Genomic DNA, 22,555 nt, shown 5'->3' with positions numbered 1-22,555 from the left:
CGCCTCACCACGAGCGGTCGTGGCGGAATTGGTAGACGCGCAGCGTTGAGGTCGCTGTGGGGCAACCCGTGGAAGTTCGAGTCTTCTCGACCGCACCAGTGAATCAAGGTCTTCAACAGCCATAGAGCAAACCGTCAGTCCTAAAGTCCAGGGAGGTCCGCATGAGCCGCGAAACGGCCGACCTGTCCGAAGCCCGTGACGACATCGCTCCTGAGCTGGAAGAAGACCTGGAAGACCTCGCGCTCGGCGAGGACTACGCCCTAAATCCGGACTTCGTCGCGATGGTGGTGGACGCCGCCGATCGCGGCGACGCCGAGCGCCTGCGCGAGCTGCTGGGCGCCCTGCACCCGGCCGACGTGGCCGACCTGATGGGTTTCCTGTCGGCCGACTACCGCGAGGAGATTCTGGCGCACCTGGCGCCGGAGGCCCTGGCCGAGATCCTCTCGGAACTCGACACCGACATCCGCGAGGAGGTCCTGGAGACCGTCTCGCCTGGGGTCCTGGCCAAGGCGCTGGAGGAGCTCGATTCCGACGACGCCGCCGACGTGGTCGACGACCTGGAGGACGACAAGCGCGCCCAGGTCCTGGCGGCCATGCCAGAGACCGAGCGGACGGCCATCGAAAGCTCGCTCTCCTACGAGGACGAGACCGCCGGGCGCCTGATGCAGCGCGAGGTGGTGGCCGCACCGCAATTCTGGACCGTAGGCCAGACCATCGACCACTTCCGCAAGGAAGCCGACGACCTGCCCGAGCTGTTTTTCGACGTCTATGTGGTCGATCCCAGCTACAGGCCGGTGGGCGCCTGTCCGGTCAGCCACCTGCTGCGCGCCCGGCGCGACACGCCGCTGGCGAGCATCATGGAGCCCGTCACCGAGATCCCGGTCGGTATGGACCAGGAGGAGGTGGCCTACATCTTCGACAAGTACCACCTGATCTCGGCCCCCGTGGTGGAGCCGGGCGGGCGGCTGGTGGGCCAGATCACCGTCGACGACATCGTCGGCGTCATCCAGGACGAGAGCGAAGAGGACATCCTGGCCCTGGCCGGCGTGTCCGACGCCGGCCGCAACGCCGACATCCTGGACATCATCCGCGCCCGGCTGCCCTGGCTGATGGTCAACACCGTCACCGCCGCCCTGGCCGCCGGGGTGATCCGCGCCTTCGAGGGCGAAATCGGCAAGCTGGTGACCCTGGCGGTGCTGATGCCCATCGTGGCTTCCCTGGGCGGCAACGCCGGCACCCAGGCCTTGGCGGTGGCGGTGCGCGCCCTCGCCAGCAAGGAGCTGTCCGACGTCAACGCCTACCGGGTCGTCGTCCGCGAGATGGTGGTCGGCCTGGCCAATGGCGCGGCTCTGGCCGTGGTCACCGGCGGGGTGGTCTACGCCCTTTTCGGCAATGTCCTGCTCAGCGTCACCTTCGGCCTGGCCTTGGTCATCAACCTGTTCGTGGCCTCCTTGGCCGGCGTCCTGGCGCCCTTGGCCCTCGAGAAGATGGGGCGCGACCCCGCGGTCTCGTCCTCGGTCTTCGTCACCTTCGCGACAGACTTCACAGGTTTCTTCGCCTTCCTGGGCCTGGCGGCGCTGATCCTGATCTGATCGGCCTTTATCTTGCCGGCTGAGGGGGTAGCGCCTCGGCGCCTGTGTCAGGATGGGTCATGTCGACCATGAAGCCGCGTCATCGGATATCCCGCGCCGCGATCGATCTGATCGAGCGGTTCGAAGGATATCGCCGCAAGTCGGCCCAGCTTCCGAATGGCGGCTGGACGATCGGCCATGGCCACACCCTGACGGCCCGCGAAGGCGCCGAGGTCTCGGAAAGCGACGCCGAGGCCCTGCTGCTCTACGACCTGATCGCCGTCGCCCACGCGGTGAACGAGCACGTCTTCGCCCCGCTGACCCAGAACCAGTTCGACGCCCTGGTCGCCTTCGCCTTCAATATCGGCGTCGAGAACTTCCAGCGCTCCTCGGTCCTGCGCCGCCTGAACGAAGGGCAACTTCTGCAGGCCGCCTGCGCCATGGAGCTATGGCGCAAGGCCGATTTCGACGGTGAGCGGATCGTGGTCGACGCCCTTGTCCGCCGCCGGTCTGTCGAGAAGACCCTGTTCCTGACCCCGCCGGGTGGCTTCGTGCCCGCGCCGACGCCGATCCTGCCGCCCAATGTGGACATGGATTCGCAAGGCGTCGTACCCCGCCAGGTCCCCACGGCCCTGACCGTTCCCCTGGACGGCCAGCATACCTTCATCGAGCGCGACGAGGTCCTGCCGGCCCCGGTCGAGCCGGACGAGGATGAGGCCAGCCCGGCCCTGAGCGCCGCCGAAGCGGTCACGTCGCGCCTGTCGACCATCTTCGCCGAGCCTGAGCCCGCCGAGGCGTCCGGGGCCGAGGCGCCAGACGCCCTTGTGCTCACGCCGCCCGAGGAAGGCTTCAGCCGCGAGGCGCTGAACCGCGTCGCGCCGGCGACGCCCGCGCCGGCCAACGAAACCGAACCGAGCCTGTTCGATCCCCCGCTGACGGTCGCCAATGATCTCGTGGAGGCGCCCGCCGAGCCGGAACCTGAGCCCGCGACCGAGCCAGAGACCGAGATGCCGGTCGAAGCCGAGCCGGGAGCCGTCGTTGAGACCGCCGCCGCCGACGCCCCGTCGCCGACGCCGGTCCAGGCCCGGGCCAAGCCCTCCCTGTTGGCGCCCGCCATCCTGGCTGTGGCCGGGATCGGGATCTTCAGCGGGGGCGTCCTGAGCGGCGTCAACAACCTGAACACTCTGGCCTGGATCGCCGGCGTGATCGGCATCGGGCTCTTCGCCGTGGCGGTCTACCAACTGCTGGACCGTCTGGGGCAGGTGGAGCCGGATGATGCCTTCGAGGACGAGATCGACGACGAAATCGGCGCCGAGGACGACGACCGCGACCAATAGTAACGGGCCAGTTCCGCATCGCCGCCGGACCATGCTAGGGCTGCGCCCATGGCGCGCGTCCTTCCCCTGTCCTGCTGCTTGGCCCTGTTGACGCTCGGCGGTTGCGCCAGCCTGAGCGGTCCGGCCTGTCCTGTGGGCCAGGAGCCCATGCGTACAGCCCAGCTCTTTTTCGGCCGCAATATCGGCCACAAGCCCGGCGTCTCGGAGGCTGACTTCCGCGCCTTCGTGGACCAGGAGCTGACCCCGCGCTTCCCCGAAGGCCTCACCGTCCTTGACGGCGGCGGCCAGTGGAGAGGCGACGAGAACAGGATGATCCGCGAGGCCTCCAAGGTGGTCGTCTTGGTTCTGCCCCTAAAGGGCGATTCCGACGGCAAGCTGAACGAGGCGCGCCGGGCCTATGTCCGCAAGTTCCACCAGGACTCGGTGATGCTGGTCACCCAGCCGGCCTGCGTAGCGTTCTAGCCCAAGGTTCCGGCTAGGACCCGCAGGGCCTCGGCGGTGGTCGTGTCGGCCGGGAAGAAGGTCTCCAGGGTCAGTTCCTGCAAAGTCACGTCCACGGGCGTGCCGAACACGGTGGTGGTGCTGAAGAACGACAATACCCCGGCCGGGGTGTTGAGCTGGAAGGGGATCGCCACCCCGCCATATTCGTCCGAGGCCTTACGCCGCGGTTGGCGGCCGGGGATCGGATAGGCCTTCAGCTCGGTCAGCAGCTCGCTCAATCGCGGATCGGCGGTCAGTTCCACCTCCCGGCGCAGGCGGTCCAGCAGGTGGGCGCGCCATTCGTGCAGGTTGGCCACCCGCGACGACAGGCCCTTGGGGTGAAGGGTCAGGCGCAGGACGTTCGTCGGCGCGGCCAACAACTCGGGATCGATCCCGTCGAGCATCAACGGGATCATGCGGTTGGCGCTGATCAGGTTCCAGCCACGGTCGACGGCCAGGGCGGGGAAGGGTTCGTGGCCCTTGAGGATGATGTCCACGGCCCGGCGGGCGGCGGCCAGGGCCGGATCGTCCAGGGGCCGCTGCGGGAAGACCGGCGCGAAGCCGGCCGCGACGAGGATCACATTGCGCTCGCGAAGCGGAATTTCGAGCTGGTCCGCCAGGCGCAGGACCATGTCGCGGCTGGGCTGGGCCCGGCCGGTCTCGAGGAAGCTGAGGTGGCGGGTGGAGATATCGGCGTCGAGGGCCAGATCGAGTTGGCTCAACCGGCGGCGCTGGCGCCACTCCCGGAGGTGGTCGCCCACCGCGGCTGCAGATGACATGCTCATGCCGCGACCATAGCGAGGCCGCGATCCGGGCTCCATGACTTCGAAGGTAATGAGCCAAGCGAAAGGCCGCCGAGGGAACCCCCGGCGGCCTTTCCACTGCAGGACCACGTCGCGCACTCTTGCGAGCCTCTCCAGTTGCGCGCCGCGATCCTCAGCGATCCGTCAGGGCTAGGCTAGCGAGGGCCCTTTACCTCACCCTGCGCCGAGCCGTCGGCGCTGGCCGAGGCCTTGACGCCTTGGCGCGAAGCGCCGCCCGAGGCCTGCGCGTCGCCCGTGGCGTTCGTGTCGGAGGCCGAGGTCGAGCCGCCGCCGGAGGCCTGGCCGCCGGCTCCGGCGTCCACACCACGGGTCGAGGCGTCCAGGGCCGCGCCGAGGCCCCCCTGGGCCTGAGCGTCGGCCGCCTCAGCCTGTCGCGCGGCCTGGGCGGTGGCGTCGCGGGCGGCGCGGGCCGCCGCCCGCTTGGTCGAACGGGTGGTGTCACGCGCCTCGTCGAGTCGCGAACCCAGCTGGCTGGTGTCACCGCGCAGGGCGCCCGAACCGGTCAGCGAGCCCGAGGCCTGGCCTGTCAGCCCGCCCAGCCCGCCGAGGCCGCCGGTGACGCCGCCGACGGCCGAGCCGGACCCGCCGAGCGTTCCGCCCAGCAACTGGGCGTTGGCCGCTCCGGCGAAGGCCAGGCTGGCCGTGGCGATGGCGGCGAGAAGTGTGGTCTTGCGCATGTTGATCTCCTGCGGTTTCGAGGCCTTGACCGCCTCTCGCAGGGTTCAACGACGACGCCTTTCGGTTTCATCCCGGCTTCAGGCAAAAAATCAGCGCCTGGTCAGCAGGCCTCGGGCCGCGACGGCGCTGGGGCGGGCCACCAGATCGAAGCCCACCAGGCCCTGGCCGTAGGTGCGGTCGGGTCCCGGAGGCCCCAGGTCCAACGCCCGACCGGCGAGGGCGGCTCTCGCCCACGCCGCGCTGCGCGGATCAGGCGCTGGGAGCAGGGCCGCCAGGCTTCCGGCCACGAGCGGGGCCGCGAAGGAAGTGCCGCGAACCGCGACGAAGCCGCCGTCCACGGCCGGAACCGCCATGTCGGCCCCTGGCGCGGCGAAGTCGATACGGGCTGGCCGGCCCGCCTCAGGCAGGATGCGGCGGCGGCCGTCCACGGCGGTCACCGCGACGACGCCCGGATAGGCGGCGGGATAGAGCGGCGGGGCGGCGGGGCCATCATTGCCCACTGCCGCTACGATCAAGTGGCCGCGCGCGTTCAGCGCCCGCACGGCGGCCTGCAGAGCCAGGTTGGGCGGGCCCACCAGGCTGACATTGATCACCGCAACCCGCGCCCGGGCCATCCACGCCAGGCCCTGGACCAGGGCGTCGGCTGATCCACCGACCGGCGTGTTGCCATAAACGTCGGCCACATAGAGGGTCGCGCCCGGCGCCGCGCCGCGGAACCGGTCCTGCCGGCCGACCAGAAGGGCGGCGGTGGCCAGGCCGTGGCCATGGGCGCGCACCCCGCCCGGCGCGAAGCCACGCTGTTCGACCCGGGCGCCGCGCAGGGCCGGGTGGCGGGCGTCCACTCCGGCGTCCACCAGGCCGACCCGTATGGAGTTCGCGGCCGGCGCGGATCGGTTGGCGGGAGCCGGCGCGGGTCCCGCACCGCCGCCGGCGTCGGAATAGAGATGGTTGAAGTCGTACTGTCCGCCGGGATCAAGCCGCCTCGCCTCGGCCACGGCCTGGCGGGCCGACAGGCCAGACGTCGGGGCAAGCACGGTCAGCCCGAGGTCGAGCTCGCCCGCGTCCAGGTCTCGCCCGCCCGTGAACCCGGCCGCCCGTAGGCGCGTCAGGGCCTCCGGGGACGGCGAGAGCGCCAGGATCTCGCCGCGCACCACCGCCGCGCCTTGGTCGTCGACCTCCAGCAGGGTGGGATTCTCCCGCACCAGGGCGTCGAGGCCGAGCCTCCGCGCCTGGGTCAGGACCCGGGTGGTCAGGCCTCGGACCGGCGCCGCCAGCCGATCGGTCCGAGGCAGGGGCCGGACGCCCGAGATGTCGGGCAGGCCGGCGGAGGGTAGGGCCTGGGTCGGAAGCGGCAGGCCGCCGATGATCTGACCCTGGGCAGGAGCGCAGAACGCGATGGCGCCCAGGGCCCCAGCCAACCATGGCCGTATGCGGTTCTGGCGCGTTGAGGTCTTCAGGACTCGGGTTTGGCGTACGGTCATGGTTCGATCCGAAATGGGCGGCGGCATAAGTCCGCTTTTTGGGATGAAACGCCGTGCGGCGGACGTTCCATCCTTAGACAGAGGCGAGTCTTGAACGCGTTTCAGCAGGAAATGGTCGAGCTGCTGCCACGGTTGCGTCGTTTCGGCCGGGTCCTGACCCGCGATAGGTCCGACGCCGACGATCTGGTGCAGATCACCGTGGAGCGGGCCTTGATGCGCGAAGACCAGTGGACGCCCGGGACGCGCCTGGACAGTTGGATGTTTCGGATCATGAAGAACGCTTGGATCGACGAGACCCGCGCCCGCAAGCGCCGCGATGTCGTGCTGGCCCCCGAGGCGGCCGGGCTTGGGATCGGCGATGACGGCGCGGCGCGGGCCGAGCGGCGGCTGGAGGTGGCCGAGGTGGAGCGCGAACTGATGCGTTTGCCGGAAGACCAACGCCTGGCTGTGGCCCTGGTGCTGGTCGAGGGGCTATCCTATCGAGAGGCCGCTTCGGTGTTGGAGACCCCGGAAGGCACCCTGACCAGCCGCCTGGTCCGGGGACGCAATGCGATATTGGCCCGCCTGGGCGGCGAGGGGAGCGCGGCATGAGCAAGATCACCGACGAGATGATCGCCCGCTATGTGGACGGCGAACTGGACGCGGAAGGCGTGGCCGCCGTGGACGCGGCCGTGGCGGCCGACCCGGCCCTGGGCGCCAGGATCGTGCGCGAGAGCCACCTGCGCGCTGTCGCAGCCCGCGCCCTGGGCGACGTCCTCACCGAGCCGGTTCCCGAGCGGCTGCGCCAGGCTGTGGAAGCCAGCGCCCGTAGCGCCGAGATCATCAAGCTCGATTTCAAGAAACCCCGCGGCGGGCCCGTGGCGCCTGCGCCCGCGAAACCTTCGCGGTTGCCGGCCTGGGCCGCGGCGGCGGCATGCCTGGTGGTGGGGCTGCTCGTGGCCCAGGCCTTCGGCATGATCCGGACCAAGCCCTTCGAAACCGCGCCCAGGGCGGGTCAGCCCGCATCGGCGGCCCTGACCGTGGCCCTGGACCGTAAACTCTCGGGCGAGGCGGGCCTGGTGCACGTGGGGTTCAGCTTCCGCGACAGCGGCGGCCAGGCCTGCCGGACCTTCCAGATCGACCGGACGGCCGGCGTCGCTTGTCGGCGCGAGCAGGGCTGGAGCGTGCGAATGGCCGCCGATGCGCCCACCGCGCCGCCGGGCGGGAGGGGCGACTATCGGATGGCCGCCTCGGCGACCCCGCCGGCGGTGCTGGAAGCCGTCGACGTCATGATCGTGGGCGAACCCCTCGACCGGCCCCAGGAGATCGCCGCCCGCAAGGCCGGCTGGAAATAGCCTCCAGACATGCGAAGGGCCGGCCCATTGTCGGGGCCGGCCCTTCCATTGTCGGACCGCGTCGCGGTCCCGAAACCCAGTCGCTTACTTGGAGACCTCGTAAGCGGAAGCCCAGGTCGCGGTTTCCACTTGCGGATGAAGACAATGAGACACTGGTCACCTCCTTTCAGCTGATTGAACAGGACCCCCAATATGGGGGCGGAATTCCCGAGTCGCAAACATCACTTTCGAATGTTCCGGTCACTTGCGCGTTGACGCAGCTCGGTGACGGGCCGGGTGAGTTTGTCGAGCGCCTCGAGGGTGGCCTTGTAGCCGGCGGCCACGGCGGGATCGTAGGCGGACCAGTCGCGGATCTCGACTCCGGTCACGTCCGGCGTAACCAGCACGTCGGTGGCCTCCCGCGCCGCGGCCAGGTCGCGTCCAGTGGAAACGGTGGCGGCTCGCATCAGCAGGGAGACGATGGGCGGGCCCTTGCGCCACTCGCCTGACCAGAGCCAACGCCAGACCGAGGCCGGGCGGGCCACGTCGTCGGCCATGATCGAACGGCCGCGGCTGACATCGACGCCGACGATCGGGCCGACCTGGGACATGCGCATCACGTCGGCCGGGAAGTTCTTCATCACCGCCCCGTCGACCAGGACGTGGTCGTCCTCGGTGGTGGCCGGCGGCATGACGCCCGGCAGGGCGATCGAGGCGCGCAGGGCGTCGCGCAGCAGCCCGCTCTTGTGCAGATGATAGGTGCCGGTGGTCAGGTCCGAGGAGACGCAGAAGAACGGCAGCCACAGGTCGGCGATCTGGGTGTCGCCGAAGTGCTGGGCCAGGCGCTCCTTGACCTTGCCCCCATGGGTCATGGCCAGCAAGGGCAGGGCGATGTCGTCCAGGGGGCTGGTGTTGACGAAGGCGTCGCGGATGCGGACGTCCATCTCCTCGCTTCCCCAGCCCAGGGCCAGGCCCGCACCGATGATCGCGCCCATGGATGAGCCGCCGACGAAGTCGATTGGCACCCCGCGCTCGCGCAGGGCCTGGATCGCGCCCACGTGGGCGTAGGCCCGCGCTCCACCGCCCGAGAGCACCAGGCCCACCGACTGCCCGGTGAGCACTCGGGCGATGCGCTTGATGTCCTCGCTGTTGTCGCGGCGCAGGTGGAACAGGCGGGCGGGCTGGGCCGCGGCGATCCAGGCCTCGGAGCCCCTGGGCGTTTGGGCGGTCTTCTTCTGGATCAGGATCAGGTCGACCAGGCGCTGGGCCTGCAGCGGTTCGGGGGCGACCCCATCCTTCGGCGGCGCGGTGTCGCCCTTGCCGACCCGGAACAGCCGGTCGACCTGGCGGCCCACCACTTGGCGCCAGCCCTGATCGTCGGCCTCGGCCACATAGAGCACCACCTGGTAGTCGCGCTCGACCTCGGAGAACCATTCGGTGGGGGCGTGCTGGGCCTCGGCGCCGACCACGGTGACCGAATAGCCGAGCCGGCCGATTTCGCGGCCGATCTTGTCCACCAGGGCGCGCAGCGGCGTGGGTTCGCCCGTGCAGACGAAGCCGAACACCGAGGGCACGCCCACCGACGCCTTGGTGGCCGCCTGGCGCGAGCGCAGGATCATCAGCTTGGCCAGCTCGATCATCACCGAGCCGTCGGCGTCGCAAGCCTCGAAGAAAGCGTCGCGGGGCAGGGCGAAGATCTCGGAATCGCGCAGGGCCACCACCTGGGCCGAGTGCGGCGCTCCGGCGATCAGCGACATCTCCCCGGCCGGCTCACCGGGGCGGATCACCCCCAGGAATTGGGTCTCGCCGCCATCGTCGCGGCGAAAGGCGCCGAGCCTCCCGGCGCGCACCAGATAGAGGTGTTCGGCCGGTTCGCCGGCCTTGTAGAGGGTCGCCCCGCCGGGCAGGGAGAACCACGTGGCGTCGCCTTGAGCGCGCTCCTGATTGAAGAGGCGCGCCAGCGCCGAGTCGGACGGAATGTCTGGCAGTCTGGCCACGCGGGGAGCCTAGCTTGCGTCGCCGCCGCCCGCTATGGCTTGGCCTGATCTCCACGCCCAGTTCGGCGTTCTAATAGCGCCATAGGAGTGCGCAGCATGACCAATCCCATCGCCGACCCCCTGGTCGAGGTCCCCGACACCGACGCGGCCTCCAGGCTCGTCCTGATCGAGGCGACGCCGGAGGGTGTCGCCACCGTGACCCTGAACCGCGCCGCGCGCCGCAACGCCTTCGACGACCACCTGATCGCCGCCCTGCACGAGGCCTTCGAGACCCTGCAGGGCGCCGAGGGCGTGCGGGTGGTGTTCCTGCGCGGAGCCGGCGGCACGTTCAGCGCCGGGGCCGACCTGGAATGGATGCGCGACGCCATCGAGAGGAGCGAGTCCGACAACCGCGAGGATGCGCTCGCCATGGCCGTGATGCTGAAGAGCCTGCGCGACATGCCGGCCCTGACGGTGGCCCTGGTCGAGGGCGGCGCCTTCGGCGGTGGGGCGGGGCTCGCCGCGGCCTGCGACCTGGCCGTCTGCACGGCGGACGCCAAGTTCAGCTTCTCCGAGGTGCGCCTGGGCCTGATCGCCGCCACCATCAGCCCCTATGTGGTGGAGGCCATCGGCCCGCGGCAGGCCCGGGGTCTGTTCGCCACTGGCCGGGTGTTCGACGCCGCCCATGCCGACAAGATCGGCCTGGTCACCGAGGTCGTGGCCGACGCCGCCGCCCTCGACGCCGCGCGCGATCGCATCGCCGCCGAGATGACGGCCTGCGCTCCCGGCGCGGTCGAGGCCTCCAAGAAGTTGGTCGACGATGTCGCCTATCGCCCGGTCGAGGACGTGATGGAGGAGACCGCCAAGCGGATCGCCCGCGCCCGCGTGGGCGAGGAAGGGCAGGAGGGCGTCCGCGCCTTCCTCGCCAAGCGCAAGCCCAGCTGGGCGGTCTGACGCCCGGTGAGCCTGCACCTGATCAAGCTAGTGGTCGGCTGCGACACTATCCAGGACCTGCTCGACTGGCATAAGGACCCGAGCGAGCCCTGGATCATGCGCACCCGCCAAACGCCCAAGCGAGCCGCCGACCTGCTGGACGGCGGCTCGCTCTATCGGGTGTTCCGCGGCGTGATCCTCTGCCGCCAGCCGATCCTGGCGGTGACCACGGTGGGCGAGGGAGTCACGGCGCGCTGCGAGGTGACGGTCGATCCGAACCTGGTCCGCGTGGCCCCGACCCCGCGCCGGGCCTTCCAGGGCTGGCGCTATCTTGAGCCCAAGGACGCCCCGCCGGACCTAGCCAACGCCGCCGACGGCGACATCCCCACCGACCTGGCGCGGCGCCTGCGGGAAGCGGGGGCCTGGTAGGCGCTAGGACGCCGCCGACGACAGGGCGAAACCCTCGTAGCCGCCGGCGGCGACCTGTTCGCATTTCTCGCGATAGGCCGGGAAGCCGCCGATATAGGGCATGAAGACGTGCGGCTTTCCGGGGACGTTGGCCCCGATGTACCAGGAGTTGGCCAGGGGATAGAGGGTCATCTCCGCCACCTCATTAACATGGGCGACCCAGGCGTCCTGGGCTTCGTCGGTGGCTTCGATGGCGGCGAGCTGGCCTCCGCTCAGATGGGCGATGCAATCGGCGATCCAGCCAACATGCTGTTCGATGGCCACCGCCATGTTGCACAGCACCGAGGGGCTGCCGGGTCCGGTGACAATGAACAGGTTCGGGAAGCCCGCGACCATCAGTCCCAGATAGGTGCGAGGCCCCTCGGCCCAGCGGTCCTTCAGCGCCACGCCGCCGCGCCCGCGGATGTCGATGCTGTTGAGCGCCCCGGTCATGGCGTCGAAACCGATGGCGAACACGATGGAGTCGAGCTCGTACTCGGCGTCGGTGGTCCGCAGGCCCGCGGACGTGACGGCCTCGATCGGGGCGGCGGCGACGGCCACCAGGGTGACGTTGTCGCGGTTGAAGGTGGCGTAGTAGTCGGTGTCGACGCAGAGGCGCTTGGTGGCGATCGGATAGGACTTAGGGAACAGGGCTTCGGCGACCTGCGGATCCTTGACGATTTCGCGGATCTTGGAGCCTACGAACTCGGCGGCGGTGGCGTTGGCGGCCGGATCGAAGATCAGATCGGCGAAGGCGCCCACCAGGCTGAAGCCGCCGCGCGCCCAGCGATCCTCATAGATCCGTTGGCGCTCCTCAGGCGGGGTCTCCACGGCCAGTTGCTCGGAGGTGTCCAGCGCCCGGATGCCGAAGCCGTTCTCGCGGCCCTCCCGGCGATACTGGGCGCGATTGGCCTTCCAGTCGGCGAGGAAGGCGGGATCGAAGGGGCCGTTATGGGCCGGCACGCTGAAGTTCGGTGTCCGCTGGAAGACGTACAGGTGGGCCGCCTGCTCGGCGATCCTCGGGATCGACTGGATGGCCGAGGACCCGGTGCCGATCACGCCCACTCGCTGGCCGGTGAAATCGACGCCCTCATGGGGCCAGCAGCCGGTCTGATAGGTCTTGCCCGTGAAGCTCTCCAGGCCCGGGAAGTCCGGGACATTGGCCACTGACAGGCAGCCGGTGGCCATCACGCAATAGCGGGCGGAGACCCGGTGGCCACGATCGGTCTCGACCATCCAGCGATTGACGGTCTCGTCGAAGCTGGCGGCGGTGACGCGGGTGTCGAACTGGATGTCGCGCTTCAAGTCGAAGCGTTCGGCCACGTGGTCGAGATAGGCCAGGAGTTCGGGCTGGGTGGCGTAACGCTCGCTCCACTCCCATTCGGCCTCCAGCTCCTCGGAGAAGGAATAGGAATATTCCATGCTCTCGATATCGACTCGGGCGCCGGGATAGCGGTTCCACCACCAGGTGCCGCCAACTCCGCTCGCCGCCTCGAACAGCCGTGCCGACAGGCCCAGTTCGCGCAGCTTGTGCAGCATGTAGAGGCCGGAGAAGCCGGCGCCGACGACGACGGCGTCGACCGTGCCCAAAGAATGCGTATCGGAGGAGGGTGTGGCGGACATGACGGTCGCTCCCGTGAGACCGCCACGTTAGCGCGACTTTTTGACCGTGCTGAGAAAAACGAACGCCGTCAGTCGACAGCCATGTTGTCGATCAGCCTGGTCTTGCCCAGGTGGGCGGCGGCCAGGATGCGGGCCTCGCCCTCGATGGGGCCGGGGCCCAGGCGCGACAGGTCGGCGGGGCGGCGGACCTCGAAATAGTCGATCTTCTGGAAGCCGGCGCGTTCCAAGGCGGCCAAGCCCGTGGCCTCGACCCGCTCGACGCTTTCGCCGGCGCGGAGGCGGCGGCCGGCTTCGGTGAGGGCGGCGGCCAGGGCCGGGGCGATCTCGCGCTCGGCCGCGGTCAGGTAGGCGTTGCGGGAGGAGAGGGCCAGGCCGTCGGCGGCGCGGGCCGTCGGTGCGCCGATCACCTCGACCGGGATGTCCAGGTCGGCGACCAGGCGCTTGATGACCTGGAGCTGCTGGTAGTCCTTCTCGCCGAACACCGCCACGCCGGGACCGCACTGGATCAACAGCTTGGCGACGATGAGGGCGACGCCGCCGAAATGGCCGGGCCGGGCCGCGCCGTCGAGGGGCTCGGACACCCCAGTGACGTCGATCCTGGTGGAGAAACCTGGGGCGTACATCTGGGCCACCGTGGGGGCGAACAGCAGGTCGCAGCCGGCGGCGGACAGCAGCTCGGCGTCGCGCGCCTCGCCGCGGGGATAGGCGTCGAAGTCCTCATTGGGGCCGAACTGGGTCGGATTGACGAAGATCGAGGCCACCACCCGCTCGGCCTTGGTCCTGGCCAGGGCCACCAGCGAGAGATGCCCTTCATGCAGGGCGCCCATGGTCGGGACCATGGCCACCCGCTCGCCCGACCGCTTCCAGGCGGCCACGGCGGCGCGCAGGTCGGCGACGGTGCGGACGGTGGCGATGGCGGTCATGGGAGGGGCTCCGGGGGCGATGGGAGAGGCGGCTTATGGCGCGCCGGGCCACGAACGTCCATTCCATCCACAGCCCGCGACCAACCGCGCGTTGACGCCGCGTCGGGCCTGAGGCTCCTGTTAACCTCTAGAATCAACTGGAGCTGGGGTTCGATGGCGCAGGCCAAGGTGATCGTCGTCGGCAACGAGAAGGGCGGGGCGGGCAAGTCCACCATCGCGATCCATCTCGCGACGGGGCTGCTGCATGGCGGGGGTCGCGTGGCGATCCTGGACCTGGACCTGCGCCAACAGTCCATGGGCCACTTCTTCGCCCACCGCGCCGCCTGGCTGGCGGCCAACGGCGTCAGCGCGCCGATGCCGGTTGAGCACCACCTGGCCGCCGAACTCGCCCGCGTCCCCGACGCCGAGGCCATGGCCCACTTCGAGGACGCCTTCGAAAAGGTGTCGAACCAGGCTGACTATGTGCTGATCGACACCCCCGGCGGCGACACGGCGATCAGCCGCGCCGCCCACGGCCTGGCCGACCTGATCGTCACGCCGATGAACGACAGCTTCGTGGACTTCGACATGCTGGGCATCGTCGATCCGGTGACCCTCGATCTGAAGCGCCCCAGCCTCTATTCCGAGACCGTCTGGAACAGCCGCAAGGTCAAGGCCGCCGCCAGCGGCAAGTCGATCGACTGGGTGGTGCTGCGCAACCGCTTGGCGCCCACCGAGGCGCGCAACCGCAAGCGGCTGGACGAACGGGTCCAGGCCCTGTCGCGCCGCGTCGGCTTTCGCGTCGGCCCGGGCCTGCGCGACCGGGTGATCTATCGTGAGCTCTTCCCCTTCGGCCTGACCATCGCCGACCTATCGCCGACCATCCGGCCGGTGGCCATGTCGCTGCAGCACGTGGCCGCGCGCCAGGAGCTGCGGGCGCTGATGGGCTCCCTGGGGCTGACCTCGGGCGACGAGCTGCTGGCCGCCCAATAGGATGACCTATATCGCCATCGGCTGCGCGGCGCTGGCGCTGTTCATCTGGGCCAGCCGAGGGAAGCCCGTCTTAAAGCGTCGGGAATGGCGGTTTCTCGCCGGGGTGCTGGCGCTCGCCTGTTTCGCCGCGGCCGCCTATGTCGGCGTGCGGGGCGGCTGGGGCAAGTCGATCGTGCTGGTGGTCATGGGCCTGTGGCTGGCCGTCTCGACCCGCCGGACCGGCCTTGGCGTCCCGTCGCTCGCAGGCAAGCTCAGCGATTCGGAGGCCCGCTCGATCCTGGGGGTCTCGCCCGACGCGTCTGCCGAGGAGATCCAGGCGGCCTATACGCGGCTGATGCGCATGGCCCACCCCGACAAGGGCGGCACCAGCGGCCTGGCCGCGCAGCTCAACGCCGCACGGGACAGGCTTCTGAAGAAGTAGATTCCTCAGGTCCTCCCCCAGCGCGCAGCGCGATTTGGGGGAGGGGGACCGCGAAGCGGTGGAGGGGGTTGAAGTCCCCAGACAAGAGTCAAAGTCGCCCTCAGTCGGCCAACCGGCCGACAGCTCTCCCAAAGGGGGAGCAACTAGGGCGGCTCTAGGCCGGCCGGACGACCATGCAGGCCAGGCGCTTGGCCTTGAGGGCCTGGCAGGCGCCCTTGGCGGCCGATTCGTTGAATCCGGTGAACCGGGCCTGGTACTTGCCGCCGCCCTTGCCGACCGAGCCGTCGGCGTCGCCGAAGATCTTGCCGAAGCGTTTGGTGACGAAGGTCAGCTGTTCCTTGGCGTCGGACTTGGATTTGAAGGCGCCGACCTGGACGGCCCACTTGCCCGACTTCTTCGAGGCTTTCTTGTCGCTGTCCTTCTTGTCGCCACGCAGGGCGCTCTTGGACGGCTCGACGATCTTGACCTTGGAAGCCGAGGCGCTGGACGCGGCCGAGGCGAGCATGATCTTCGCGCCTTCGGTGTCGTTGTCGCCCTGCTCGATGCTGCGCTGCATGGTTTGGCCGAGCGGCGGCGGCTCGAAATAGTTCTGCGCCACGGTGATGTTCTCGCCGCGATCACGGCGGGCCATGACCTCAAAGCCGGTGGTCAGCAGCTGGGTGGCGTTGTTGTTGCGCCAGGCTGTGGAGGGGGCGCCCAGGACCACGGTGATCAGGCGGCGGTTGTTGCGCACCGCCGAGACCGCGATGTTGAAGCCCGAGGCGTTGGTGTAGCCGGTCTTGATCCCATCCACGCCCGGCATGGTGTTGAGCATGCCGTTGTGGTTGCGCATCGAGACGCCGCGGAAGCTGAACGACCTGGTGCTGAACAGGCCGTAGTACTGCGGATAGTCGCGCATCACGGCGCGCGACAGGATGGCGATATCGCGGGCGGTGGAGATCTGGCGGCTGTCGGGCAGGCCCGAGGCGTTGACGAAGCGGGTGTTCTGCATTCCCAGCTCCTGGGCGCGCAGGGTCATCATGGCGGCGAAACGGGCTTCCGAGCCGCCCAGCTTTTCGGCCAGGGCCACGGCGATGTCGTTGGCCGACTTGGTGGCCATGGCCGACATGGCTTCTTCAACAGTCAGGGTCTGGCCCGCGGCCAGGCCTAGCTTGGTCGGCGCCTGGGCCGCGGCGCGCGGCGAGATCATGACCGGGTCGTCCAGCTTCAGCCGGCCTGAGGCGAGCGCCTCGAAGGCCAGGTAAAGCGTCATCACTTTTGTGATCGAGGCGGGATACCGCGGGCTGTCCGCGCGTTTGGCGTACAACACCTCCCCGGTCTTGGCGTCGACCACCACCGCCGCGTACTTCGGCTGGCTGGAAGGCAGCGACAGGTAGGGGATTTGAGCCTGCGCGGTCGTGGCCAAGGGTGCGAACGCGGTGGCGACCGCGAGACCAAGGGCGACAAACAGGCGGCGGGCGCGCTCGAACATGGGCGGTTCGTCCGTCGAATCAAAGGGTTGGGCGACCCCCCGGCCGCCTTACAAGAACCCTAGCATGACAGGGTGGACCTTGCGCGAGGGTAAACAAGCGTTGAACGAGCCCATTTGTCGCGGTTTTGCCGATCAACACTGCCGTGATCGCTCGCGCAGAAGGCGATGCTGCACTGCACAAAAAGCTCTTGACTGCTGCACTGCAACATGAGAAATAGGCTGCGAGTTCAAAGCAGCCCCCTGCCCAGTTTGCATTGCGGCGTCCGCCGCCCCCCACAATCGACCTCAGGAGAATATCCCATGGCCGCCGCCGAAACCGTCAAGAACACTGTCGAGCAGTTCACCACCGCCGGCAACGTCGCGTTCAAGGACGCCGTCGAGAAGTCCCTGGCTTCGCTGAACGAAGTCAACGCCCATTCCAAGAAGAACCTGGAAGCCGTCATCGCCTCGGTGACCGCCTCGACCAAGGGCGCTGAAGCCCTGGGCGCCCAGGCCATGGCCTATTCCAAGAAGGCCGTGGAAGACCAGGTGGCCGCCGCCAAGTCGCTGTCGGGCGCCAAGTCCATCCAGGAAGTGGTCGAACTGCAGACCTCCTTCGCCAAGACCGCTCTCGAAGCCTACATGGCCGAAGTGGGCAAGATGTCCGAGATTGTCTCGGCTTCGGTGAAGGACAGCATGAAGCCGCTGAACGAGCGCGTGACCGCCGCCGTCGAACGCCTGCAAGCCGCCCGCTAAGATCTAGAGTCTCCCTCAGCCGCGCTGCGTACTAGCGCGGCTGACCCTGAAGAGGCCCACGCCGGAAACGGCGTGGGCCTTTTCTCTTTTCCGGGAAGGGGCCGGGCGCTAGACCTTCACCCATGTCTCAAGTCGAAGCACGCCTCGCCGCCGCCGGCATCGTCCTGCCGCAGCCCAATCCCCCGGTCGCCAACTATGTGCCGTTCGTTCGGGCAGGTTCGATCGTCCATATCTCCGGCCAGGTCTCGGTCGACGCCTCGGGCGGCGTGCGCGGGATCGTCGGCGAGGACGTGGACGCCGAGACCGCCAAGGCTGCGGCGCGGCTCTGTGGGATCAACCTGCTGGCCCAGATGAAGGCCGCGTGCGACGGCGACCTCGACCGGGTGGTGCGGGTGGTCAAGCTGGGCGGCTTCGTCCAGGCCGGCCCGACCTTCTTCGATATCCCGCAGGTGGTGAACGGCTGTTCCGACGTGATGGTCGCGGCCTTCGGCGACGCCGGCAAGCACGCCCGCTCCGCCGTCGGGGTCTATCGCCTGCCGATGAACTTCGCCGTCGAGGTCGACGCGGTGGTGGAGGTCGCGTGAACACACAGTTCGGCGAGGCCTGGGACTTCCTGTTCCACCCGCCGGTGGCCCATCGCGGCCTCTGGACCAAGAACGGCGCGCCAGAGAACTCGCTGGGCGCCTTCCAGGCGGCCTGCAAAGCCGGCTACGGCATCGAACTGGACGTTCAGCTCTCGGCCGACGGCGAGGCCATGGTCTTCCACGACGATGATCTGGAGCGGATGACGGGAGCCAAGGGGCGGGTGCGCGACCGCACCGCCGCCGACCTGGCCGAACTTCGACTGAAGGGAACCGACGAGCCGATCCCGACCCTTATGGACACCCTGGCGATCGTCGGCCAGCGGGCCATGGTGCATGTGGAGTTGAAGACACCGTTCGGCGAGGTCGGCCCGTTGGAACAGCGGGTGCATGACATCCTCATCGACCACGTGGGCCCGGTCTGCGTGATCGGGTTCAATCCCTATTCCCACGCCTGGTTCGCCGACCGATTCCCCGGCGTGCTGCGGGGCCTGGACAGCTACAACTACAAGCGTGCGCCGCACCTGGCCGAGGAACAGCGCGAGGCCTTCGCCCGGCTGGAGCATGTGGCCATCGCTCGGCCGCACTTCCTGGCGCTCAGCCTGGACATGGTCGACGACCCGCGCGCCGCGGCCTTCCGCGACAAGGGCATGCCGGTGGTGGCCTGGACGGTGCGTGATCCCGACCAGTGGGAGGCCATCAAGCCCCACTGCGACAACCTGATCTTCGAGGGCTTCGCCGCGTGAGCCTGAAGGCGGCGGTGAAGGTCAGCCGCCGGATCGCGGAGATCGGGCGTGAGTCGTGGGAGGCCTGCGCCACCAACCCGGCCTACAACGCCAATCCCTTCATGGCCTTCGACTTCCTTGACATCGCCGAGGAATCCGGCTGCGCCCTGGAGCGGGCGGGGTGGGGGCCGCACCACCTATCGGTGGAGGACGAGGCGGGCAGGGTCGCCGCGGTCATGCCGCTCTACTTGAAGTCCCACAGCCAGGGCGAATATGTCTTCGACCACGCCTGGGCCGACGCCTATGAGCGGGCCGGCGGGCGCTACTACCCCAAGCTGGTCTCGGCCGCGCCCTTCACCCCGGCCACGGGGCCCAGGCTGCTGGTGCGGCCGGACGTGGATCCGCTGGAGGCCTGGCCGATCCTGCTGGGCGGCGCGCTGGCGCTTTGCGAGCGCTATGACGCCTCGTCCCTGCATGTGAACTTCCCGACCAAGGCCGAGGGCGAGTGGATGGCGGGGCAGGGGCTCTCCCTGCGCCAGGGCCAGCAATACCATTGGGAGAATCGCGGCTACGCCGACTTCGAGGGCTTCCTGGGCGCCTTGTCGTCAGGCCGGCGCAAGACCATCCGTCGCGAACGGCGCGACGCCCAGGCGGAGGTGGAGGTCCTGGCGCTCACCGGGGCCGAGATCACCGAGGACCACTGGGACGCCTTTTTCGGCTTCTACATGGACACCGGCTCGCGCAAATGGGGCCGGCCCTATCTCAACCGGTTGTTCTTCTCCCTGCTGGGCGAGCGGATGGCGGACCGGGTGCTGCTGGTGATGGCGAGGCGCAACGGGCGCTGGATCGCCGGCGCGCTCAACCTGATCGGCGGCGACTGCCTCTACGGCCGCAACTGGGGCTGTGTCGAGGACGTGCCCTTCCTGCATTTCGAGCTCTGCTACTACCAGGCCATCGAATGGGCCATCGACCATGGCCTTGCTCGCGTCGAGGCCGGCGCCCAGGGCCAGCACAAGATCGCCCGCGGATATCTTCCCAGCCCCGTCTATTCCGCCCACTACATCGCCGATCCCATGCTGCGCGGGCCGGTGGAGGACTTCGTGCGCCGCGAACGCGAGGCGGTGGGCGGGGAAATGGAATGGCTGGCGGAGGAGTTTTCGCCGTTCCGCCAGGGCAGCTAGATTCCCCAACGGCTGTCATCCCGGTTTGCGAAGCAAGACCGGGACCTATAGACGCCGGGGACGCCGAACATGGCGAGGCCGAGCCGCGCCTTGAACCATCGGGTGTCTATGGGTCCCGGATAAGCGCGGGATGACACTTCAGATGAACTGCTACGACCTCTCCCAGGCCTGCCTAAGCAGCTCCGCCACCCGCTCGTCCACTTGCTCGGGGAAGTCCAGCACCAGCTTGGCCTTCAGCCGCTCGGACCAGCTCTCGTTCTTCGGCGGGTCCAGGCGCGGATCGGCGTCGGGCGTGAGCGCCAGGCCCAACACCGCCAGACCGCCCTTCAGCGGACGGACGGCAGCGAACTGCACCTTGCGCGAGAACGCCGTGAATCCCTTGCGCTGGCCGGTGACCACGTCGGGCAGGGCGCCCACCGCGGCCGCCACCGCCTCAAGGATCTTCAGAGAGGCGGAGTCGGTCCAGAGCGCGGCGCGCAGCTTGTCGGGCTGATCCCAGCCTTCGCCGGACGGGAAGGCGACGGAAAGCACGTGCGAGGCGCGATTGATCCCCAGGCCATGGTGTTCGCGCAGCCAGTCGGCGCGAGCCTTGGGCCTGGTCTCCGGACAGGTGCGGGCGATGGCCACCCACTCGTCCAGGGACTTGCCGGTGTCGCGTTCCAGGCTCGCCTGGACGGAGGCGAACCACTTCTGCTGGCGTTCGGTCAGGGCCATCGTTCCGCCTCCGCGCGCGATTTGCTACCACGCTCCCTTGAGCACCACGGAGCGCGGATCATGAGCCTGGACGGGACCTACGACGACGGCAACATCTTCGCGAAAATCCTGCGCGGCGAGGCGCCCTGCGCCAAAGTGTTCGAAGACGGCGAGACCTTCGCCTTCATGGACGTCTTCCCCCAGGCCAGGGGCCACACCCTGGTGATTCCCAAGCATTCCGCGGCGCGCAACCTGTTGGAGGAAGACCCCCAGGTGCTGCAGCCTCTCATCCTGGGCGTCCAGCGGGTGACGCGGGCGGTGCGCGCGGCGCTCAATCCCGACGGAATCATGGTCAGCCAGTTCAACGGCGCGGCGTCTGGCCAGACTATCTACCACCTGCACTTCCACATCATCCCGCGCTGGGAAGGCGTGCCGCTGGGCCGCCACGGGGAGGGCGGCATGGCCGATCCCGTGGAGCTGAAAACCCTGGCCGAGCAGATCGCGGCCAAGATCGCCTAGGTCCACAAACGAAAAACCCCAGGCGAAGCCTGGGGTTCTCGTCGAAAGTTGAGATGAAGCCCTAGTCGGCCAAGGCCTCGGCGGTTTCCTCGGTCGGGCCCTCGATGATGGGGGCGCCGGGGACGCGGTCGTCGCCCTCGATCTCGAAGGCCAGCTTGGCGTCCTTGAGCACCACCTTGACGTGTCCGCCCTTGACCAGCTTTCCGAACAGAATCTCGTCGGCCAGGGGCTTCTTGATGTGCTCCTGGATGACCCGGGCCAGGGGCCGGGCGCCGTAGAGCTCGTCGAAGCCGTTCTTGGCCAGCCAGTCGGCCGCTTCCTCGGTGGTCTCGATCGTGACGTGGCGGTCGGCCAGTTGGGCCTCCAGCTGCATGACGAACTTCTGCACCACCTGGCGGATGATGTCCTGGGTGAGCGCCTTGAAGGGCACCACGGCGTCCAGACGGTTGCGGAACTCCGGGGTGAACAGGCGCTTCAGGGCCTCGTCGACCTCGTCGTCCTGCTTGCCACGGCCAAAGCCGATGGAGTTGCGCTGGGCGTCGGAGGCGCCGGCGTTGGTGGTCATGATCAGGACCACGTTGCGGAAGTCGACCTTCTTGCCGTTAGCGTCGGTGAGGACGCCGTGGTCCATGACCTGCAGCAGGATGTTGAAGACGTCCGGGTGAGCCTTCTCGATCTCGTCGAGCAGCACCACCGAGTGGGGATGCTGGTCGACGGCGTCGGTGAGCAGGCCGCCCTGGTCGAAACCGACATAGCCGGGAGGGGCGCCGATCAGGCGACTGACCGTGTGGCGCTCCATGTACTCGCTCATGTCGAAGCGCAGGAGCTCGATGCCCATGGTCGAGGCCAGCTGACGGGCGGTTTCCGTCTTGCCGGTGCCGGTGGGGCCCGAGAAGAGGTAGCAGCCGATCGGCTTGTTGGCGTCGCGCAGGCCGGCGCGGGCCATCTTCATGGCCGCCGACAGCTGGGCGATGGCCTCGTCCTGGCCGTAGACCGCGCGCTTCAGGTCGTCGTTGAGCTGCTTCAGCGCCTCGGTATCGGTCTTGGAGACCGACTTCGGCGGGATGCGGGCGATCTTGGCGACCACCGCCTCGACTTCCTTCAGGCCGATGATCTTCTTCCGCTTGGCCTCGGGCAGCAGCATCTGGCCGGCGCCGGCCTCATCGATGATGTCGATGGCCTTGTCCGGCAGCTTGCGGTCGGTGATGTACTTGGCCGACAGCTCCACCGCCGCCTTGATGGCGTCGTTGGTGTACCGGAGCTTGTGGAACTCCTCGTAGTAGGTCTTCAGGCCCTTGAGAATCTTGATGGTGTCCTCGATCGTCGGCTCGTTGACGTCGATCTTCTGGAACGGGCGGACCAGGGCCCGGTCCTTCTCGAAGTGCTGGCGGAACTCCTTGTAGGTCGTCGAGCCCATGCATCGCAGCGTGCCCGAGGCGAGCGCCGGCTTCAGCAGGTTGGAGGCGTCCATGGCCCCGCCGCTGGTCGCGCCCGCGCCGATCACCGTGTGGATCTCGTCGATGAACAGGATGGCGTCGGGATGGTTCTCCAGTTCCTTGACCACCTGCTTCACGCGCTCTTCGAAGTCGCCGCGATAGCGGGTGCCCGCCAGCAGCGAGCCCATGTCGAGCGAGAAGATGGTCGCGCCGGCCAGGACCTCGGGGACCTGGT

General features: G+C 68.8%; 23 protein-coding genes and 1 tRNA gene. 15 read left to right on the top strand and 9 right to left on the bottom strand.

Translation table 11 applies throughout. From position 1 onward, the window contains the following. Positions 1–13: 13 nt before the first annotated feature. From Q8Q88_RS12760 to Q8Q88_RS12745, 4 genes are all read left to right on the top strand, one after another. Positions 14–98 (top strand) — tRNA-Leu (locus Q8Q88_RS12760). A gap of 63 nt (positions 99–161) precedes the next feature. Then, positions 162–1,592, top strand: a complete 1,431-nt coding sequence (gene mgtE, locus Q8Q88_RS12755) for a magnesium transporter (RefSeq protein WP_305675565.1) — start codon at positions 162–164, stop codon at positions 1,590–1,592. Between the two features lie 59 nt (positions 1,593–1,651). Next, positions 1,652–2,908, top strand: coding sequence for a glycoside hydrolase family protein (locus Q8Q88_RS12750; protein WP_371129858.1), 1,257 nt, complete (start codon positions 1,652–1,654; stop codon positions 2,906–2,908). 48 nt (positions 2,909–2,956) lie between these two features. Then, a complete protein-coding gene (locus Q8Q88_RS12745; RefSeq protein WP_305675564.1) occupies positions 2,957–3,370 on the top strand; it encodes a DUF3574 domain-containing protein in 414 nt (137 codons plus the stop codon). Here the strand turns inward: Q8Q88_RS12745 and Q8Q88_RS12740 are convergent. From Q8Q88_RS12740 to Q8Q88_RS12730, 3 genes are all read right to left on the bottom strand, one after another. Next, positions 3,367–4,173, bottom strand: coding sequence for a helix-turn-helix domain-containing protein (locus Q8Q88_RS12740; RefSeq protein WP_305675563.1), 807 nt, complete (start codon positions 4,171–4,173; stop codon positions 3,367–3,369). The genes Q8Q88_RS12745 and Q8Q88_RS12740 overlap by 4 nt on opposite strands. Before the next feature lie 173 nt (positions 4,174–4,346). Then, on the bottom strand, positions 4,347–4,889 hold the full coding sequence (locus Q8Q88_RS12735; RefSeq protein WP_305675562.1) for a hypothetical protein: 543 nt from the start codon (positions 4,887–4,889) through the stop codon (positions 4,347–4,349). 90 nt (positions 4,890–4,979) lie between these two features. Then, positions 4,980–6,371: a S8 family serine peptidase gene (locus Q8Q88_RS12730; protein WP_305675561.1), complete on the bottom strand. Its 1,392-nt coding sequence runs from the start codon at positions 6,369–6,371 to the stop codon at positions 4,980–4,982. A 90-nt stretch (positions 6,372–6,461) separates the two neighbouring features. Here Q8Q88_RS12730 and Q8Q88_RS12725 point away from each other — a divergent pair, with 90 nt between their 5' ends. Beyond that, on the top strand, positions 6,462–6,962 hold the full coding sequence (locus tag Q8Q88_RS12725) for an RNA polymerase sigma factor (protein ID WP_305675560.1): 501 nt from the start codon (positions 6,462–6,464) through the stop codon (positions 6,960–6,962). Further along, positions 6,959–7,705, top strand: a complete 747-nt coding sequence (locus tag Q8Q88_RS12720; protein WP_305675559.1) for an anti-sigma factor — start codon at positions 6,959–6,961, stop codon at positions 7,703–7,705. The genes Q8Q88_RS12725 and Q8Q88_RS12720 overlap by 4 nt, the downstream gene beginning before the upstream one ends. A gap of 221 nt (positions 7,706–7,926) precedes the next feature. On the opposite strand, the gene Q8Q88_RS12715 is transcribed toward Q8Q88_RS12720, so the two are convergent. Then, complete coding sequence (locus tag Q8Q88_RS12715) at positions 7,927–9,681, bottom strand: patatin-like phospholipase family protein (protein WP_305675558.1); 1,755 nt, start codon at positions 9,679–9,681, stop codon at positions 7,927–7,929. A 96-nt stretch (positions 9,682–9,777) separates the two neighbouring features. Between Q8Q88_RS12715 and Q8Q88_RS12710 the strand changes: the two genes are divergently transcribed. Both Q8Q88_RS12710 and Q8Q88_RS12705 read left to right on the top strand, forming a co-directional pair. After that, on the top strand, positions 9,778–10,614 hold the full coding sequence (locus tag Q8Q88_RS12710; RefSeq protein WP_305675557.1) for an enoyl-CoA hydratase-related protein: 837 nt from the start codon (positions 9,778–9,780) through the stop codon (positions 10,612–10,614). Positions 10,615–10,620: 6 nt separating this feature from the next. Further along, the gene (locus Q8Q88_RS12705; RefSeq protein ID WP_254836904.1) at positions 10,621–11,022 is read left to right on the top strand and encodes a DUF1489 domain-containing protein; all 402 of its coding nucleotides are present in this window, start codon (positions 10,621–10,623) and stop codon (positions 11,020–11,022) included. A 3-nt stretch (positions 11,023–11,025) separates the two neighbouring features. Here Q8Q88_RS12705 and Q8Q88_RS12700 read toward each other — a convergent pair whose 3' ends face one another. Further along, on the bottom strand, positions 11,026–12,663 hold the full coding sequence (locus Q8Q88_RS12700) for an NAD(P)/FAD-dependent oxidoreductase (protein WP_305675556.1): 1,638 nt from the start codon (positions 12,661–12,663) through the stop codon (positions 11,026–11,028). 68 nt (positions 12,664–12,731) lie between these two features. Then, on the bottom strand, positions 12,732–13,586 hold the full coding sequence (panC, locus tag Q8Q88_RS12695) for a pantoate--beta-alanine ligase (protein WP_305675555.1): 855 nt from the start codon (positions 13,584–13,586) through the stop codon (positions 12,732–12,734). Between the two features lie 153 nt (positions 13,587–13,739). Between panC and Q8Q88_RS12690 the strand changes: the two genes are divergently transcribed. Together Q8Q88_RS12690 and Q8Q88_RS12685 are read left to right on the top strand one after the other, a co-directional pair. Further along, the gene (locus Q8Q88_RS12690) at positions 13,740–14,558 is read left to right on the top strand and encodes a division plane positioning ATPase MipZ (protein ID WP_305675554.1); all 819 of its coding nucleotides are present in this window, start codon (positions 13,740–13,742) and stop codon (positions 14,556–14,558) included. A 1-nt stretch (position 14,559) separates the two neighbouring features. Further along, positions 14,560–14,979 (top strand): DnaJ domain-containing protein, encoded by a 420-nt coding sequence (locus tag Q8Q88_RS12685; RefSeq protein WP_305675553.1) that lies wholly within the window; start codon positions 14,560–14,562, stop codon positions 14,977–14,979. 154 nt (positions 14,980–15,133) lie between these two features. Here the strand turns inward: Q8Q88_RS12685 and Q8Q88_RS12680 are convergent, their stop codons facing one another. Next, on the bottom strand, positions 15,134–16,450 hold the full coding sequence (locus tag Q8Q88_RS12680; protein WP_305675552.1) for a D-alanyl-D-alanine carboxypeptidase: 1,317 nt from the start codon (positions 16,448–16,450) through the stop codon (positions 15,134–15,136). 300 nt (positions 16,451–16,750) lie between these two features. Here Q8Q88_RS12680 and Q8Q88_RS12675 point away from each other — a divergent pair, with 300 nt between their 5' ends. The 4 genes from Q8Q88_RS12675 to Q8Q88_RS12660 all read left to right on the top strand — a co-directional run bounded on the left by Q8Q88_RS12675 (position 16,751) and on the right by Q8Q88_RS12660 (position 19,672). After that, positions 16,751–17,185 carry a phasin family protein gene (locus Q8Q88_RS12675; protein WP_305675551.1) on the top strand — a complete coding sequence of 145 codons (435 nt, stop codon included), beginning with the start codon at positions 16,751–16,753 and terminating at the stop codon, positions 17,183–17,185. A 122-nt stretch (positions 17,186–17,307) separates the two neighbouring features. Then, positions 17,308–17,769 carry a RidA family protein gene (locus Q8Q88_RS12670; protein WP_305675550.1) on the top strand — a complete coding sequence of 154 codons (462 nt, stop codon included), beginning with the start codon at positions 17,308–17,310 and terminating at the stop codon, positions 17,767–17,769. Next, complete coding sequence (locus Q8Q88_RS12665; RefSeq protein ID WP_305675549.1) at positions 17,766–18,512, top strand: glycerophosphodiester phosphodiesterase; 747 nt, start codon at positions 17,766–17,768, stop codon at positions 18,510–18,512. The genes Q8Q88_RS12670 and Q8Q88_RS12665 overlap by 4 nt, the downstream gene beginning before the upstream one ends. Further along, positions 18,509–19,672 carry a GNAT family N-acetyltransferase gene (locus Q8Q88_RS12660; RefSeq protein ID WP_305675548.1) on the top strand — a complete coding sequence of 388 codons (1,164 nt, stop codon included), beginning with the start codon at positions 18,509–18,511 and terminating at the stop codon, positions 19,670–19,672. Before Q8Q88_RS12665 ends, Q8Q88_RS12660 begins: the two co-directional genes overlap by 4 nt. Positions 19,673–19,822: 150 nt before the next feature. Here the strand turns inward: Q8Q88_RS12660 and Q8Q88_RS12655 are convergent, their stop codons facing one another. Further along, positions 19,823–20,386 (bottom strand): DUF4287 domain-containing protein, encoded by a 564-nt coding sequence (locus Q8Q88_RS12655; protein WP_305675547.1) that lies wholly within the window; start codon positions 20,384–20,386, stop codon positions 19,823–19,825. Positions 20,387–20,446: 60 nt separating this feature from the next. On the opposite strand from Q8Q88_RS12655, the gene Q8Q88_RS12650 reads away from it, so the two are divergent. Continuing rightward, entirely contained in the window at positions 20,447–20,884 is a 438-nt protein-coding gene (locus Q8Q88_RS12650) for an HIT family protein (RefSeq protein WP_305675546.1), read from the top strand. A 61-nt stretch (positions 20,885–20,945) separates the two neighbouring features. Here the strand turns inward: Q8Q88_RS12650 and Q8Q88_RS12645 are convergent. Further along, positions 20,946–22,555 (bottom strand): AAA family ATPase (locus Q8Q88_RS12645; RefSeq protein WP_305675545.1); only part of this gene is annotated, 1,610 nt, incomplete at its 5' end.

It is taken from the genome of Phenylobacterium sp. (genome assembly GCF_030697925.1).
Classification (GTDB): domain Bacteria; phylum Pseudomonadota; class Alphaproteobacteria; order Caulobacterales; family Caulobacteraceae; genus Phenylobacterium.
This window is presented reverse-complemented; position numbering and strand designations above follow the sequence as displayed.